At 49.4% G+C, this 17,409-nt stretch carries 8 protein-coding genes; all 8 read left to right on the forward strand.

Translation table 11 applies throughout. The annotated features are described in order from the left end of the window. The first annotated feature begins 3 nt into the window (after positions 1 to 3). The 8 genes from JUB15_RS17080 to JUB15_RS17115 all read left to right on the forward strand — a co-directional run bounded on the left by JUB15_RS17080 (position 4) and on the right by JUB15_RS17115 (position 17,342). Entirely contained in the window at positions 4 to 1,917 is a 1,914-nt protein-coding gene (locus JUB15_RS17080) for an alpha/beta hydrolase-fold protein (RefSeq protein WP_207513709.1), read from the forward strand. Between the two features lie 70 nt (positions 1,918 to 1,987). Further along, positions 1,988 to 4,378 carry a glycoside hydrolase family 127 protein gene (locus tag JUB15_RS17085; RefSeq protein ID WP_207513710.1) on the forward strand — a complete coding sequence of 797 codons (2,391 nt, stop codon included), beginning with the start codon at positions 1,988 to 1,990 and terminating at the stop codon, positions 4,376 to 4,378. 68 nt (positions 4,379 to 4,446) lie between these two features. Next, positions 4,447 to 6,192 (forward strand): glycoside hydrolase family 43 protein, encoded by a 1,746-nt coding sequence (locus JUB15_RS17090; protein ID WP_207513711.1) that lies wholly within the window; start codon positions 4,447 to 4,449, stop codon positions 6,190 to 6,192. A 363-nt stretch (positions 6,193 to 6,555) separates the two neighbouring features. Beyond that, positions 6,556 to 9,681, forward strand: a complete 3,126-nt coding sequence (locus JUB15_RS17095; protein WP_207513712.1) for a SusC/RagA family TonB-linked outer membrane protein — start codon at positions 6,556 to 6,558, stop codon at positions 9,679 to 9,681. Positions 9,682 to 9,690: 9 nt separating this feature from the next. Continuing rightward, entirely contained in the window at positions 9,691 to 11,595 is a 1,905-nt protein-coding gene (locus JUB15_RS17100; protein ID WP_207513713.1) for a RagB/SusD family nutrient uptake outer membrane protein, read from the forward strand. Positions 11,596 to 11,613: 18 nt separating this feature from the next. Further along, the gene (locus tag JUB15_RS17105; protein ID WP_207513714.1) at positions 11,614 to 14,478 is read left to right on the forward strand and encodes a SusC/RagA family TonB-linked outer membrane protein; all 2,865 of its coding nucleotides are present in this window, start codon (positions 11,614 to 11,616) and stop codon (positions 14,476 to 14,478) included. Positions 14,479 to 14,500: 22 nt separating this feature from the next. After that, positions 14,501 to 16,270, forward strand: a complete 1,770-nt coding sequence (locus JUB15_RS17110) for a RagB/SusD family nutrient uptake outer membrane protein (protein ID WP_207513715.1) — start codon at positions 14,501 to 14,503, stop codon at positions 16,268 to 16,270. A gap of 28 nt (positions 16,271 to 16,298) precedes the next feature. Then, on the forward strand, positions 16,299 to 17,342 hold the full coding sequence (locus JUB15_RS17115) for a DUF5627 domain-containing protein (RefSeq protein ID WP_207513716.1): 1,044 nt from the start codon (positions 16,299 to 16,301) through the stop codon (positions 17,340 to 17,342). Positions 17,343 to 17,409 lie beyond the last annotated feature (67 nt).

Raw genomic sequence — 17,409 nt, forward strand, 5'->3', positions numbered from 1 at the left:
AATATGAAAAATAGAGATCTCTTATTCATTGCCATTGCGTGGCTGCCTTATCTATCCATTGCACAACCCACCGTTAAAGAAGCACCGCCGGGCTTCGATACCGAGCGCAACAATATTCCACATGGGAAGATCGATTCAGTGAATTATCCTTCCAAAACGGTTGGCGCTACCCGTAAAGCGCTCATTTATACGCCGCCCGGCTATTCGCCCCGGAAAAAATACCCGGTATTATACCTGTTGCATGGTATAGGCGGCGATGAAAAGGAATGGTACACCCATGGAAAACCGCAGGTCATTCTCGATAACCTGTACGCCGAGGGAAAACTGGCGCCCATGATCGTCGTACTGCCCAATGGCCGCGCCATGAAAGACGACCGGGCAACGGGTAATATAATGGCTCCTGACAAAGTGCAGGCATTTGCAACCTTCGAACAGGATCTGTTAACCGATCTTATACCATTTATAGAAAAAAAGTATCCGGTACTGAAAGACCGCGAGCATCGCGCTATTGCAGGCCTGTCGATGGGTGGGGGACAATCACTGAATTTCGGTCTCGGCAATCCTGACCGGTTTGCCTGGGTAGGCGGTTTCTCTTCCGCCCCCAATACAAAAAGGCCGGAGTTACTGGTGCCTGATCCGGAAGCGGCCAAACGCCAGTTGAAACTCCTGTGGATCTCGTGTGGTGATAAAGACAATCTCATCACCTTCAGTAAACGTACACATGACTATCTCTATGAAAAAGGGGTTCCGCATATTTATTACATAGAACCAGGCGGGCATGATTTCAAAGTATGGAAGAATGGCCTCTTCATGTTCTCCCAGTTCCTATTCAAGCCTGTAGATACAACGAAATTTTCATCTTACACTATCCTGGGCTCGCCGGCGGCAACGAATGTGCGCCCGGCAGCTTACCCGCAGGTGATGCCCGACAACCGCGTCGTATTTCGCATAAAAGCGCCCGATGCGCAAAAAATACAGGTAGACCTTGGCCGTAAATACGATATGATACGCGACACCGGCGGATACTGGAAGGTGACCACCGATTCGATAGGCGAGGGGTTTCATTATTACTCACTGCTCATCGATGGAGTGGCAGTGGCCGATCCTGCCAGTGAAACATTTTACGGCATGGGCAGAATGGCCAGCGGTATTGAAATTCCATTCCGCGGCGGAGCCTATTACAGCATCAAAGACGTGCCGCACGGCGATATCCGCATCAAACGATACTTCTCTACAGTTACCAATACCTGGCGGCGCTTTTATATTTATACGCCGCCCGGTTATGATGTGGCGACGCAGTCGTATCCGGTATTGTACCTCTTGCACGGTGGAGGTGAAGACGAGCGGGGCTGGGCTGCACAGGGAAGAACCGATCTTATCATGGACAATCTGATTGCCGCCCAACAGGCCACCCCCATGTTGGTGGTAATGATGGATGGCAATATGGGAACGGGTGGTTTTACCGAGCAGGCGTTAAGGGTATTTGAAAATGAACTGAAGCAGGTGGTAGTGCCTTTTGTGGAAACCAATTACCGGGCAGCAAAAGGTTCAACCAACAGAGCGTTGGCAGGGCTTTCGATGGGTGGTATACAAACGCTGTACGCCGGGCTCAGGAATACCGACATGTTCGGCTATCTGGGCGTATTCAGCTCAGGCTGGCTGCCCGCACAACAGGCTGTCTCAGAAGCACAATACAATTACATCAAAGACAACCTGCCTGCCATTCAGAACAACCTGAAACTGATGTGGATTGCCATGGGCGGTAAAGAAGATATCGCTTATAACAATTGTAAGGCCATGCTTACGCGGTTTGAAGAACTGAAATTAAAATATACGTATTATGAGTATCCGGGCGGCCATACCTGGCCTGTATGGAGGAACAACCTTTTTTCCTTTGCGCCTTTGCTGTTTAAATGAATTCCTGTAAAATCCACTGGTAAAGGGAACATTTAACCTACCGGACAAATTATACTTTTAAAAAGCGACAATGATATATCTGGCAAGACTGGTTATGGGAATAGCGGCTGGTACCATGCTGATGGTGATGGAGCTTTCGGCACAGGACAGCCTGTACAGGAATACTTTTCCATTGGCTGATGTACAATTGCTGAGCGGTCTTTTCAGGCAGGCCCGCGACCTCAATATTAAAACCCTTTTACAATATGACGTAGACCGCTTGCTGGCTCCTTACCGAAAACAAGCGGGGTTGTCACCCAAAGCCAAATCGTATTCAAACTGGGAAGGGCTCGATGGCCACATGGGTGGCCATTATTTATCAGCGCTCGCCATACACTATGCAGCCACCGGAAACGCTGAATGCAAAAGAAGAATGGAGTATATGATAGCCGAGTTAAAGACATGCCAGGATAGCAATGCAGTGAATAATGGCGGTTGGGGAACGGGGTATGCAGGAGGTGTTCCCAATAGCCAGGCAATATGGTCGTCACTGAAAAATGGGAACTTCAGTGCTTATCGGGCCGCCTGGGTGCCCTGGTATAATGTACATAAAATGTATGCTGGTTTACGGGATGCCTGGCTCTATACGGGAAATCAGCAAGCCAAAACTATTTTCTTACAGTTCTGCGACTGGGGCATTAATATTGTTGCCGCGCTTTCAGCCAGCCAGCTGCAATCTGTATTGGATACCGAGCATGGCGGCATGAATGAAATTTTTGCTGATGCCTACCAGATGACCGGCGATCCCCGGTACATGGATGCGGCCCGGCGTTTTTCACACCGGCAGCTGCTGGAACCTTTGTCGGCCGGAAAAGACAATCTTGATAACAAACACGCCAATACGCAGGTGCCAAAAGCAGTAGGCTTTCAACGGGTGGCTGAATGTACGCAGGATGCGCAATATGCCAGGGCTGCCAGTTTTTTCTGGGAAACTGTCACCAGTAACCGTAGTGTCGCTTTTGGCGGGAATAGCAGGCGGGAGTTCTTCCCGGGTAAAGCTGCATGTACTGATTTTGTCAATGATGTGGAAGGGCCTGAATCCTGTAATTCCAATAACATGTTAAAGCTTACTGAGGATCTGTTCAGGGTAAAACCTTTAGCCCGGTATATGGATTACTATGAAAGAACATTGTACAACCATATCCTGTCTACGCAGCATCCTGTGCATGGCGGATACGTTTATTTTACGCCCATTCGCCCGCGTCATTATCGTGTTTACTCGGCCCCGAATGAGGCTATGTGGTGCTGTGTAGGCACTGGTATGGAAAATCACGGCCAGTATAACAGGCTTATTTATACGCATGCGCAGGATTCACTTTTCCTCAACCTGTTTGTTGCATCGGAATTGAACTGGAGATCGAAAGGCTTTGTTATCCGGCAGGAAACCAGGTTTCCGGACGAAGAGTACACCAATCTGGAGATAACACGCGGTACAGGCAACTTTACGCTTATGGTCCGGTATCCTGCCTGGGTGAAAGAACAGGCGTTAAAGATCTGGGTCAACGGCAGGCCGGTTCCATATAACGCCACACCATCCGCTTACATAGCCATTAAAAGGAACTGGAAAAAAGGCGATAAGATCCGGGTGCACCTGCCTATGCACAACCGTATTGAGCACCTGCCGAATGTGCCGGCCTATGTCGCTTTTATGCATGGACCTGTTTTGTTGGGCGCCAGAACGGGTACCGAGGACTTATCGGGTCTCGTTGCTAATGATGGACGCTGGGCGCATATTGCAGCAGGCCGAAGATTGCCAATAGACAAAGCGCCTATCATCGTCGAGGATGATCCCGGAAAGATCACGGCGGGCCTGGCTCGTGTGCCCGGCAAGCCGCTGACATTTACTTTTCCCTCCCTCAGAATGATCAATTCAGTCAATATTGTCCTGGAGCCGTTTTACCGGATCCATGATGCCAGGTACATGATCTATTGGATGGCGTTGAGCAGTAAGCAGTACCAGGGGTACCTTGACTCGCTGGCAGCTGTTGAAGATCAACGGTTGTCCCTGCAGCGGCGAACCGTCGACTATGTAGCTCCCGGTGAACAGCAGCCGGAGGCCGACCATGCGATGCAGCAGGAACAGTCCCGGTCAGGTACATCCATGAATGAATTTTGGCGGGAGGCAAACGACGGCGGCCATTTCAGTTACAGGATGGCTACGAACGGCGAAACCGGGCTGTCTTTGCTGGTACGGTACTGGGGCGCAGAATGGGGCAACCGGAAATTTGACATCTACATAGATGACAGCAAACTTGTTTCGGAAAACAATACCGGCCGCTGGAACCAATCGGCTTTCTTCGATATAACGTATGCCATTCCTGATACAATGATAAGGGGGAAAGATCATATCAGGGTGAAATTTCAATCGCAACAGGGAACTTCAGCAGGCCCTGTATATTACCTGAGGTTGGTTAGAAAGTAATAGCCTGTTGGGCAGGCACTGCTAATGCAACCACCAATATCACAACAAAGTTTAAATAAGGATAATAAATGAAGCAACTTATCAGTAAAACGATCGCAGGAATTATGCCTTTGATGTATTTGATCCTGATGGCCATGTTAACGGGAAGGCCAGTTTACTCGCAAAAGATGAAGGATGTAAAAAGCCAGCCGCTATTCACCGAATTCAGGTACCAGGGTAACGATCAGATCTATAAAGATCATCCTTTGCAGAACGGCGAATTTTACAGTCCCATCCTGCAAGGTTGTTATCCTGACCCCAGCATTACCCGTAAAGGGAATGATTATTACCTGGTAAACTCTTCCTTTGCCATGGTGCCGGGTGTTCCTATCTTTCATTCCAATGATCTTGTTAACTGGAAACAGATCGGGCACGTGCTGGACAGGCCTTCACAATTGAAGGTAGAGAAAGCCGGCATCTCCGCCGGTGTTTATGCGCCTGACATCAAATACAATCCACACAACAATACCTTCTACATGGTCACCACCCAGATAGCCGCAGGCATTGGTAACATGGTGGTGAAAACGCAGGATCCGCTGAAAGGCTGGAGCGATCCGATACAATTAAAATTTGACGGTATAGATCCATCCCTCTTTTTCGATGACAACGGAAAGGCATACCTGGTGCATAATGACGCGCCGCCGAAAGGAAAGGCCCTTTACAATGGTCACCGGGTAATTAAAATATGGGAGTACGACCTGGCGAAAGATGAAGTGGTAGCTGGTACCGACAAGATCATTGTGGACGGCGGGGTCAACATTGCAGAAAAACCGATTTGGATCGAAGGCCCGCACATTTACAAGAAGAACGGGCGCTATTATCTCATGTGCGCTGAAGGCGGTACCGGTGGCTGGCATAGTGAAGTTATTTTTGTAAGTGATGATCCCAAAGGCCCTTATATCCCTTTTAATAATAATCCCATCCTCACCCAGCGCTATTTTTCGAAAGACAGGGGCAATAAGGTCGATTGGGCAGGCCATGCCGACCTGGTTGAAGGCCCCGGCGGCAAATATTATGGGGTGTTCCTGGCTGTTAGGCCCAATGAAAAGAACCGGGTAAACACCGGCCGCGAGACCTTTATCTTACCGGTTGACTGGAGCGGCGAATTCCCCATTTTTGAGAACGGGTTGATCCCGCTGAAGCCCCTGACGAAAATGCCCGCAGGTGTTACCAACAAGACCGGTCAAAACGGTTTTCTGCCCAATGGAAATTTCTCCTTTACGGATGATTTTACCGCATCGAAGCTCGATCTCAGATGGGTAGGCGTGCGAGGGGCCCGTGAAAATTTTGCCAGCACATCCAAAGAAGGCCTCAGGATCAATCCATACCCACTCACCATAAAAGCAGCAGCGCCCACGTCGACGCTGTTCTACAGGCAACAGCATGCCAGTTTCGAGGCCACTGTAAAGTTGAAGTACATACCGCAGGCGGAAAATGAACTGGCCGGGATCGTCTGCTATCAGAAAGAGACCTTCAATTACGTTTTTGGCGTTTCTAAAAAAGGCAGGGATTTTTATATAGTACTTGAAAGAACCCAAAACGGACATTCAACCCTGGTCGCCAGCGAAAAGATAGATCTGCGAAACGCCATACAATTAAAGGTGGCAGCACAGGGCGATGTATATAGCTTCAGCTTTTCTGAAGACGGACAAAGCTTTAAAAATGTGGGCGGTACGGTTTCAGGAGATATTTTGTCCACCGACGTGGCAGGCGGTTTCACAGGTGCATTAATTGGCCTGTATGCCACTGCTGCCAATGACATTATTGTTCCCTGACCTTTCAACATTTCTACCCTTTATTTGGAGATTCCAGCCATAGTACTTTGATCAGAAACGATAGATTTGAACTGGTTGCCAAAACAAAATTGATTGTCATATACGTTTTTTCGATAACGCCATTTATCATAAACCAAAACGATTGCAATATGAGCCCCAGACAAAGCTTATATACGGCATGCTCCTGCCGTATGCCAATTAGTGTATTAACTACTTTTATCAGGCCGGAAAACAGTCCTCACATTTCCCCATCTCATAAAACATCCCTGGGTAGGCGATACAACCTGTCTCAATAACCATCGGGTTCATTGAGACCTGTCCCTTCTTTTCCGGAAATAATATTCAGAATCTAAAAAGCTCATCATGATACTCAGTATAATGATGCTGAAACGGCTATGTGTTGTCATGCTGGTTGTTTCAGCTGTTTCTTTGCACAGTCCGGCGCTGGCGCAGAATACGCGTGTTATTCGTGGGGTTGTGCAGGATGCCAAAAAAGCGCCGCTGGCGGATGTAACCGTCAGGGTTCAGCGTACTGGCCTTACCACAAAGACCAGCCACGACGGCAGCTTCTCTTTATCGGTTCCGGCCGGGAACCAGGTATTGGTGTTTAGCCATGTGGGAAAAGCCACCCAGGAAATTAGTGTTGGGAACCGCGACCACTTTGTGGTAACCTTGAACGATGCCGCATCAGGGCTTGACGACGTAATTGTCATTGGTTATGGGCAGCAGAAAAAAGCCAGTGTGGTAGGCTCTATTGCCCAAACCTCCGGAAAAACACTGGAACGCACAGGAGGTGTTTCAAACCTGGGCATGGCCCTTACCGGTAATCTTCCAGGCCTCATCACTTCTTCCAGCAGCGGTATGCCTGGTGCTGAAGACCCGTTGATAATTATTCGTGCGCAAACCACCTGGAATAACAGTTCGCCGCTCATCCTTGTAGACGGAATTGAACGCTCTATGAGCGCTGTTGATATTTCGTCCGTTGAAAGCATTTCCGTTTTGAAAGATGCTTCGGCCACCGCTGTTTATGGGGTAAGGGGCGCCAACGGGGTAATCCTGATCACCACCAAACGCGGTACTGACGGAAAGGCCAGCATCCAGATCCGCTCCAACGCGACTATGAAAATGGCGTCTAAACTGCCGGAGAAATATGACGCTTATGACGCCTTATCCCTTAAGAACAGGGTGATTGAAAGAGAACTGATGATCGCTCCCGGCGGATGGAGCGCTATCAAACCACAGGACATCATTAATAAGTACCGTTATCCTGCCAACGAAGCAGAGTGGGACAGGTACCCTAACGTAGATTGGGAAAAGGAATTGTTCAGAAAAAGCGCCATGTCTTATAATACCAGCGCCAACGTATCCGGCGGTTCAAAATACGTTACTTATTTTGCCGGCATCGATTACACGCATGAAGGGGATCTGTTCAAGACCTTTGAGAACAACAGGGGATACAAATCGGGCTACGGCTATACCCGGGTCAATGTGCGCAGTAATCTCGACTTCAACCTCACGAGAACTACGAAACTTTCAACCAAACTGTTTGGGTCAAACGGCGTAAGACAACTTCCCTGGAATGCCGCCGATGGTGATCAGGGTTATTGGATCTCGGCCTACAGGTCGGCGCCTGATGCCATGCGGCCGGTCTATTCAGACGGCACGTGGGGATTTTATTCACCCCGGAATGCCGATGTGCCCAACTCCATGTATAATCTGGCTGTTTCCGGGTTAGAGAAAAGGACCAATACCCAGCTTACTACTGATTTTATTCTTCAGCAACAGCTGGATGTGATCACGAAAGGACTAAGCTTCAGAGGCAGTTATTCGCTCGACAATACCTTCCGGGAAACACAGCGGGGTATCAACGATCTGTATAATGGCCCGCAGCGGAAATGGATCGATCCGGAAACCGGCCTGGTGGTGCTTGAAACGCAGATCAATACCGGCACCCAGCTGGATTACTCAGATATGGTTCGCTGGACAACCCAGGCCGGCGTTGTGGACAGGGCAGCCACCTATCGCCGGCAGAACTACATGCTTCAATTGAATTATAACCGCCGGTTTGGTAAGCATGATGTAATGGCGCTGGGTTTATTTCAACGGGAGAAGATCGCCACCGGCAGTGAGTTTCCCAATTACCGGGAAGATTGGGTCTTTCGGGCCACTTATAACTACGCGTCAAAATACTTTATAGAGTCGAATGGCGCCTACAACGGTTCTGAGAAGTTTGGCCCCGATTTCCGTTTTGCCTTCTTTCCCTCTTTTTCTGCAGGATGGATGATCTCGAACGAAAATTTTATGAAAAAGGTGGATTTCCTTGACCAGTTGAAACTCCGTGCTTCCTGGGGAAAAGTAGGCAGCGACAATGTGAATGGGCGCTGGTTGTACCGCGATCAATGGGTCTTTGGCGGAAATGTCGTGATGGGAAACCCCGTAACGGCCAATACGCCGTATACTTTTTACCGGCAATCTGCCCTGGGTAATCCGAACATTTCCTGGGAAACCGTTGAAAAGCGCAACCTGGGAATTGACTACAGTTTCCTGAACGGAGTAATTGCCGGTAGTGTGGATGTGTTCAGGGATCTCAGGACCGGTGTTATCATTCCGGGCAACGAACGCGCTGTTCCTACCTATTTCGGCACAACGGCGCCTATGGCCAACCTTGGTAAGGTTTCGGGCGAGGGCTACGAATTTGAGCTCAGGTTGAATCATGTGTTCAATTACGGTATTCGGTTATGGGCCAATGTGAGTATGACCCATGCAGAAAATAAAGTGGTCTTCCGCGACGATCCGGAATTGCTGCCGGCATACCGCAAGCAGCAGGGACATTACCTGGGCCAGTCACGCGCCTACCTGAATGAAGGGTTTCTCGGCAGTTGGGATGATATCTACGGAAGCACCCAGCGTACCACCAATAACCAGAACAAATTGCCCGGCGACTACAATATTATAGATTTCAATGGCGACGGTATCATCGATCAGAACGACCAGGTCCCTTATGGATTCAGCGGTTCGCCGCAGAATTCCTACAATGCCAGTGTGGGCGTAGAATGGAAAGGGCTGAGTTTGTTCGTGCAGTTCTATGGTGTGAACAATGTAACCCGTTTCGTTGACTTCCCTACGTTCAACACGTATTCCGGTTCGAACGTGGCTTATGTAGAGGGTAGTTACTGGACGAAAGAAACCGGCGGCGATCTTCCCCTTCCACGGGTGGCCACGCTGAACGGCTTTGGCGGCGAAGGAACCCGCTACCTGTTTGACGGATCCTATCTGCGCTTGAAAAATGCAGAAATAGGCTACTCCCTGCCGCAAAATATGATAAAACGGCTGGGGATGCGAACCTGCAGGATCTATATCAATGGGAATAACCTGTTCCTGTGGACGAAGATGCCCGACGACAGGGAATCGAACTTTGCAGCCAGCGCCAGTGGCGGCGCCTATCCCACTGTAAGACGTTACAATTTCGGTATAGACCTAACCTTATAATTGAACTGTATGAAAAAGCATTCAATAAAAATACTATTGCCTTTGACGATCGTGCTGGCCATGATCGTTGGGGTAAGTTCCTGCACTAAATACCTGGACAAGTCTCCACTGGCCGATATTGATGAAACCGAGGCATTCAAGAACTTCCGCAACTTTCAGGGTTTTACAGAAGAATTATACGGATGTATCCCATTGATAACCGGCATCGGCTCGCACAATAACTGGAATTTTGGGGAAGAGGAAATGTGGGAACCAACGGAAACCCGGTTGATGGCTTATAATATAGACCAGGGAGATTATTGGGGCTGGAATACGGCGATCTTCGGTTCGTGGTTCAAAACCGGTGGAAACCCGGCGCCAACCAACCCGAATGACCGTGGCGTAAAAGGGAATCTCTGGGGCCTGTCGTGGTATGGCATCCGTAAGGCAAACATCGGCATTGCCAATCTTGACAAACTGACCGAAGCTTCACAGGAGGAAAAGGATCTGATCGCCGGCCAGTTGTACTTTTTTCGCGGCTGGTTCCATTTTATGCTGATGCAGTACTGGGGTGGACTTCCCTACATAGATACGGCTTTGCCCGCAGATGTAACTCCCAAGCTCCCACGCCTGAATTACCAGGCAACGGCCGATAAAGTGGCGCTCGACCTGCAGAAAGCAGCCGATCTGCTTCCTGTTGACTGGGACCAGCTTACCGCCGGACAGGCTACATTTGGGAACAACAACTACAGGGCCAACAAGATCATGGCACTGGCTTTCCTGGGCAAGAACCTGCTGTTGGCCGGCAGTCCCTTAATGAACAGGGAATCAACCGGCAGCCCTTCGTATAATGCCGATTACTGCAAAAAAGCCGCCGATGTGCTGGGGCAGGCATTACAGCTTACCGAATCTACAGGCAGGTATGTATTGGCTAACTTTGCCGACTATTCGAAACTCTTCTATACGCATAACCAGGGCGGCGCTGTACCGGGACTTAAGGAAGCCATCCTGCTGGAAAACCTGTCGGATGTAGCAGGCCGTTTTCGCTGGAACCAGGTGAACGACTATCGCCCGATGACCATCAATCCTTCCGGCATCAAAGTGTATCCCACCGCTAATTACGTAGACCTCTATGGCATGGCCAACGGCTTACCCATTCCGAATCCAGAGGCCGCAGATGCAGAATCGGGTTATGATCCTGCGTATCCGTGGAGAGACCGGGATCCGCGCTTTTATCACGATATCGTGATCGATGGCGAAAAATGTGTGAACAATCCCGGCTTCGTCGGGAACAATGAATTCCGTCAGTATGCCAGTCTGTATACCGGTGGATTGTATAGAACGGATAACCCCGCCAAGCGGGTTTTTACCGGCTATATGTTCACTAAATTTTTTCCCAGGCTGGTGAACGACTATGATGGATTCAGGGAAAACAATGCAGTAGCCCTGAGCCTGATGCGTTTGGCAGATGTGTACCTATTGTATGCCGAGGCTGCTTCTGAAGGCTACAATTCCCCTGTTGGAAAAGCGCCGGGTTATAGTAAAACAGCCGTGGATGCAGTTAATTTTATTAGAAGCAGACCCGGTTTGAACGTAGGCGCCGTAGCTGCAAAGTTCCTGGTGTCGCAGGAAGCTTTCAGGGAAGAATACAGGCGCGAACGAGCCGTGGAACTGGCCTTCGAAGGTCATCGGTTTGTTGACCTGCGTCGCTGGTTACTGCTCACCAAACGGCCTTATACGCAAAAAAAGGGGATCGAATTTGACCGTGGTATGCCAAACGGGCAGGTTTATGCAAACCCAAGGAATGCACGGGTGCTGAACTTCCGCGAAACGGTATTGTTCGAACGCCAGTTGGGTGAGCGCCACTACTGGTTCCCGTTCCTGGTAAGTGACGCCAGCATGTATCCCGATTTTCCACAGAACCCTGGTTGGTAAACAAAAACTTGACAAAAAATGAATAGCATAAATATAAAGACGTCCTGTATTCTATTCGCATTTGCCCTGTTGCCGGCAGTTGGTATCCGGGCACAGGAAAAAACAGACAGTCTTGTACAGGTAGCTTTCGGAACGGTAGCAAAGGATGACCTGCTGGGCGCTGTGTCTACCGTCAACGTTTCCGGGTTGTTGAAAAAGAGCTATGGGGTATCCAGCCTCGACAACCTGCAGAGTTTAGTAAGCGGTTATACGGGAAGTATCTGGGGGCAGGCGCCGTTGATCCTCGTAGATGGGATCCCGCGCCCCGCATCCGCGGTGCGTCTGGTGGAAGTGGCGTCTATCACTGTATTGAAAGGCGCCAGCGCGGTAGTGCTGTACGGAAGCAATGCCTCCAAAGGCGTTGTGCTCATCACCACGAAAAGAGGAAGCATGAAGCCCCTGAGCATTGACGTGCGGGCCAATACAGGGATCTTTGTCCCCAAGCGATATCCCGGGTATCTCAATGCCGCTGACTATATGACCCTGTATAATGAGGCATTGACCAACGATGGCATTTCCACCGCCGGCGCAGGCTATAGCCAGGAAGAGATTGATAATACAAGGGCTGGCACCAACCCCTACAGGTATCCTGATGTTGATTTTTTCAACGCCCGTTATCTGAGAAAGGCTTATTCCCGGTCCGACATCACCACAGAGATCTCCGGCGGCAATGAGCGTACCCGTTATTATACCAATATCGGCATGAACTACAATAACAGCATCATGAAGTATGGCGAGCAGAAAAAGAACAATGATTTCGGGTTCAACGTCAGGGGAAATGTGGATATGGATCTCAATAGCTGGCTTACTGCGGCTACCGATGTGGTGGCCAATATTTCAGATAATTATGCAGGAAGAGGCGACTTTTGGGGGGCAGCTGCTACGGTAACGCCGAACTTCAACCGCTATTGGCCGCTTATTCCCGTAGACATGCTGGATCCAAACAACGCCGCGCTGCAGACCATCGTGCAAAACAGCAACCACCTGATCGACGGGAAATACCTGCTTGGGGGACAGGCTACCCATCTTACCAACGCCCTGTCGGATATGCTGGCCGCTGGTTATATCAAGACGAGGTACCGCACCTTTATGTTCAATGTGGGGGCCAATGCTGATATGGGCGCCCTGTTAAAAGGATTGTCGTTCAAAGCAGGTTACAGTATGGACTACACCTCCATCTACTCCGAGGCTTACCAGGTGGCCTATGCGGTTTACAGGCCCACATGGTCGCAGGTGAACGGACAGGATGTGATCACCCACCTTCAAAAATTCAACAACGATCTCAATACCATCAGCGAAAGCATCGGGAGAACGACTTATACCCAAACCATGTCTTTCAGGTCGCAGTTCAACTATGACCGCAGCTTTGCCCAAAAACACCAAGTAAGCGCATCGTTGCTGGGTTGGGCGTATCTTACCCAATTCTCCAGCGACCCCGACAATGAAGGCGGAAGCGATTATCATCCTGTAAGGAACACAAACCTGGGTTTCCGCGCGGGCTACAATTATCTACATAAGTATTACCTTGATTTTTCCAGCGCACTTGTGCATTCGGCCAAACTGCCTCCCGGAAAACGGAGCGCCTTTTCGCCGGCTATTACATTGGGCTGGCGGATCAGTGATGAAGATTTTTTCAAAGACCATATTGGTTTTGTGAACAACCTGAAAATAACAGCCTCTTATGCATCGGTTAAACAGGACCTCGACATTACCGGTGTGCGGCCCGATGGCATGCCGACCGACTACTATTTGTATCAAAGCTATTTTGGCAATAGCGGCGCCCTGGGCGGATGGTATCCGTGGCGGGACGGCGTTGCCGGCGGATTTACGACGCTGTCGGGAAGAGGAGGCAATCCTGATCTCAGCTTCGTTAGCCGTGATGAATTCCGGGTTGGGCTGGAAGCTTACCTGTGGAATAAACTGATCAGCCTCGACGCAAATTATTTTATCCAGAATACCAAAGGACTGCTCTCCAGGGGTAACACTGTTTTCCCTTCCTGGTTTACCGGGTCGGGCGATTTTCGTCCCTGGTTGAATTTTAACAGGGACAAACGTACGGGCATTGACTTTTCGGTCACCCTGAACAGTAAGCTAGGCCAGGTACACTATTCATTAGGTGTTACAGGTATGTTCTTTTCCGCCAAAGCGGTTACCAGGGATGAGCTTCAGCCGGAGGAATATATGTATTCGGCCGGCAGGCGCCTGGATGTTGCCTGGGGTTACATCAGCGAAGGCTTTTTCGAAAGCCAGGCAGATATTGATAAACATGCTTTTCAAACATTCGGTGAAGTGAAACCGGGTGACATCAAATATAGAGATATCAATAATGATGGGATCATAGATTACCGCGACCGGATCGATCTGGGCAGTTATGGCTGGGGCGCCAATCCATTTACCTATGGCCTCAACCTCACCCTGAAGTACAGGAATTTTACCCTGTTCGCTTTGGCGAATGGACAAACAGGGGCTATAGACTTTAAGAACAATGCCTATTTCTGGGTGCGCGGCACGGGCAAATTTTCAGACGAGGTCTGGGGGCGCTGGACGGAAGCTACAAAAACTACGGCTACCTATCCACGCCTTACCAGCGGAGCGGGCAATAATAATTATCAAAACTCCACATTCTGGATCTTCAAAAACAACCGTTTTAATGTAAACAGGGTACAGCTCACCTATGATCTTAATAAGGATCTTTTTAAGCGCTCCGTTATTCATGGTGCAAGCCTGTATGTACTGGCAGACAACCCACTGGTTGTATCCAGGGAAAGTAAAATGATGGAGACCAATATAGGAGCAGCTCCGCAATACCGTTTCTTTAACCTGGGGGTGAAAGCTTCTTTTTAACGAATTGTAAAGCGTTTACTATATGAAAAATAATTTGATAGCCATTGGAATGGCTGCCGTTCTGTTTACCGGATGTAAAAAGTTGCTGAACGCCGACGAGGAAAATATGCGGACAATAGAACAGATGTATACCGATCCCAGTTATGCGCAGGGCTTTCTTATGAATGCATACCGGTCAATTCCCGCTTATTACGACAATACCGAATATGCCACCGATGATGCCGTGACCAACCAGCGAACAAATGCCCTTTTGCAAATGGCTACCGGTTCCTGGACGGCTGCCAACAATCCGGTAGCTGTATGGAACCAGTCTTACGGCGCCCTTCAATACATCAACCTGTTCCTGGCGAATGCAGATAAGGTAAACTGGGCGGCCGATCCCGAAGCGGCCCGGCTTTTTCAAATGAGAATGAAAGGAGAGGCCTATGGGTTACGGGCGCTTTATATGTATTTTTTACTGCGTGCACATGCCGGTTTTACGGATGACGGCCAGTTAATGGGTGTGCCTGTCATTACAGAACTTCAGGCGATCAATGCAGATTTCAACGTTCCCCGCGCCCCTTTCGACGCCTGTTTAAAACAGATCAACAAAGACCTGGATAGCGCAGAGGCCAACCTGCCGGTAGAATATAAAGATGCGGGTGCGGTAACCCAGATCCCCGAACGCTTCCGAACGGTAACGGAAAAAACGGCGGTCTACAACCGGGTGATGGGGGTTTATTCGAACCAATTGTTCAATGGCCTTATAGCAAAGGCGTTCCGCGCAAGGGTAGGATTGCTGGCGGCCAGTCCGGCATTTCAACATTCATCCAATACAACTACCTGGGCCAATGCTGCCGACTATGCAGCCGCGTTGATAGACTACAAAGGTGGGGTGAATGCCTTACCAGCCAATGGCGGAACTTTTTATGCGAACAACAGTGAAATTGACGGGCTGAGCGGGGGGAACAATCCAGGTGAAATTATCTGGCGGGAAAATATACTTACGAATAACAGCGACCAGGAGGCGCAGCATTTCCCGCCTTCGCTTTTTGGCGCCGGGAATATGAACCCAACCCAGAACCTGGTAGATGCATTTCCTATGGCCAATGGATATCCCATTGGGCATAGCAGCGGCAATTATGATCCCGCAAATCCGTATGCGGCCCGCGATCCGCGGCTTGGTCGGTATATCATTTACAATGGAAGTACGGCGGGCGTAGGCAATCCGGTCATTTATACCGGCAGCCAGTCCGGTTCGGATAACGGGATCAATGTAAGGCCAACATCCACCCGTACCGGTTATTATATGAAAAAGCGGTTGCGCATGGATGTAAACCGGAATCCCGCCTCCATAACCGGCAAGAACCGGTATATACCCCGCATCAGGTATACAGAAATGTATCTGGCGTATGCAGAAGCGGCCAATGAAGCGTGGGGACCGCTGGGCAGTGGCAGTCATGCTTATTCAGCTTATGACGTTATAAAAAGGATCCGCAGCCGGGCAGGGGTTGGCAGTGGCAACGGCGATGCATACCTGGAGGAGTGTAAGGCGGATAAAGATAAAATGCGCGAATTGATCCGTAATGAACGCCGGCTGGAGTTGTGCTTCGAAGGTTTCCGTTTCTGGGACCTTCGCCGCTGGAAAGCCAGCCTCAATGAAGCGGCCCGGGGTATGGATGTTAACACGAACGGTTACCGGCCTCTTACTGTGGAGAGCCGTTCATTTGAAGATCACATGTATTACGGACCTATCCCTTTTTCGGAAGTGCTGAAGTACAGTAACCTGGTTCAAAATAAGGGATGGAGATAATTTTATTAAAAGCTAAAACTTGACTGCCATGAATAGGAATACAGGTTTTACATGTTTAGTGGCCGCTATCCTTGCGTTCACCTCATGTAATAAAAATAAAGACGTTTCCTTTCCTGATTTCGATTATACAACCGTTTATTTCGCTTCCCAGTTTCCGGTGCGAACGGTTGTGCTTGGAGAAGATCTCACGATGGATAATTCCCTGGACAATGAGGGTAAGGTAGCTATCAAAGCCACTATGGGCGGGGCTCGTGGCAATAGCAACGACATACGCATAGATTTTGAAGTGGATGAGTCGCTTTGTAATAAGCTTTATTTTTCAGCGGCCGGAGCAAAAGTAGTGCCCCTGCCCACATCACATTATTCGCTGGCAGCCGATAAGATCACAATTCCTGCCGGCAGTATTCTGGGAGGCGTGGAAGTTCAACTCACAAATGCATTTTTTGCGGATCCGTTGGCGCTCGTGAATACATACGCCATTCCCCTGACGATGAAGCAGGTGCAGGGCGCCGATTCGATCCTGCGCGGTGTTCCATCCGTTGACAATCCCAATCGCTGTATAGACGCCAACTGGACAACGAAACCACGCGACTTTATTGTGTATGCCGTAAAGTTTGTGAACCAGTGGCATGGCTTCTACCTGCGCAGGGGCGCTGACGTGATCACGGGTAAACCTGGTTATTCAAATCTAGATCGCACTGTTACGCGGAGAAAGCAATATGTTGAGCAGGACGAGGTGAAAGGAATGACCACAAGATCGCTGACGAGTGTAGAACTGCCGCTGGTATTTCAAAACAGCAGCGGAGGCAATATCCCGATGAACCTTTTATTGACCTTTGATGGTAAGACGAATGATTGCAGCATTTCGGCTGCGGGCAGTGGTTACACGGCCACCGGCAACGGAAAGTTTGTAAAAAGAGGGGAGAAGAACAGTTGGGGTGCGCAGGACCGGGATGCAGTTTACCTGGAATATACAATTGATCATCCGATGATGCAGATCCAATCAAAGGACACCCTTGTTATGCGCAACCGCGGGGTAACGCCTGAATATTTTTCGCCTGTGGTGAAATAACTGTGTGGCAATAAATTTTATAAGGTATCAACACGATACACGGATTAACTGTGTTAAAATCAAAGTA

The sequence above is a fragment of the Longitalea luteola genome, assembly GCF_017356035.1.
Lineage (GTDB): Bacteria > Bacteroidota > Bacteroidia > Chitinophagales > Chitinophagaceae > Niastella > Niastella luteola.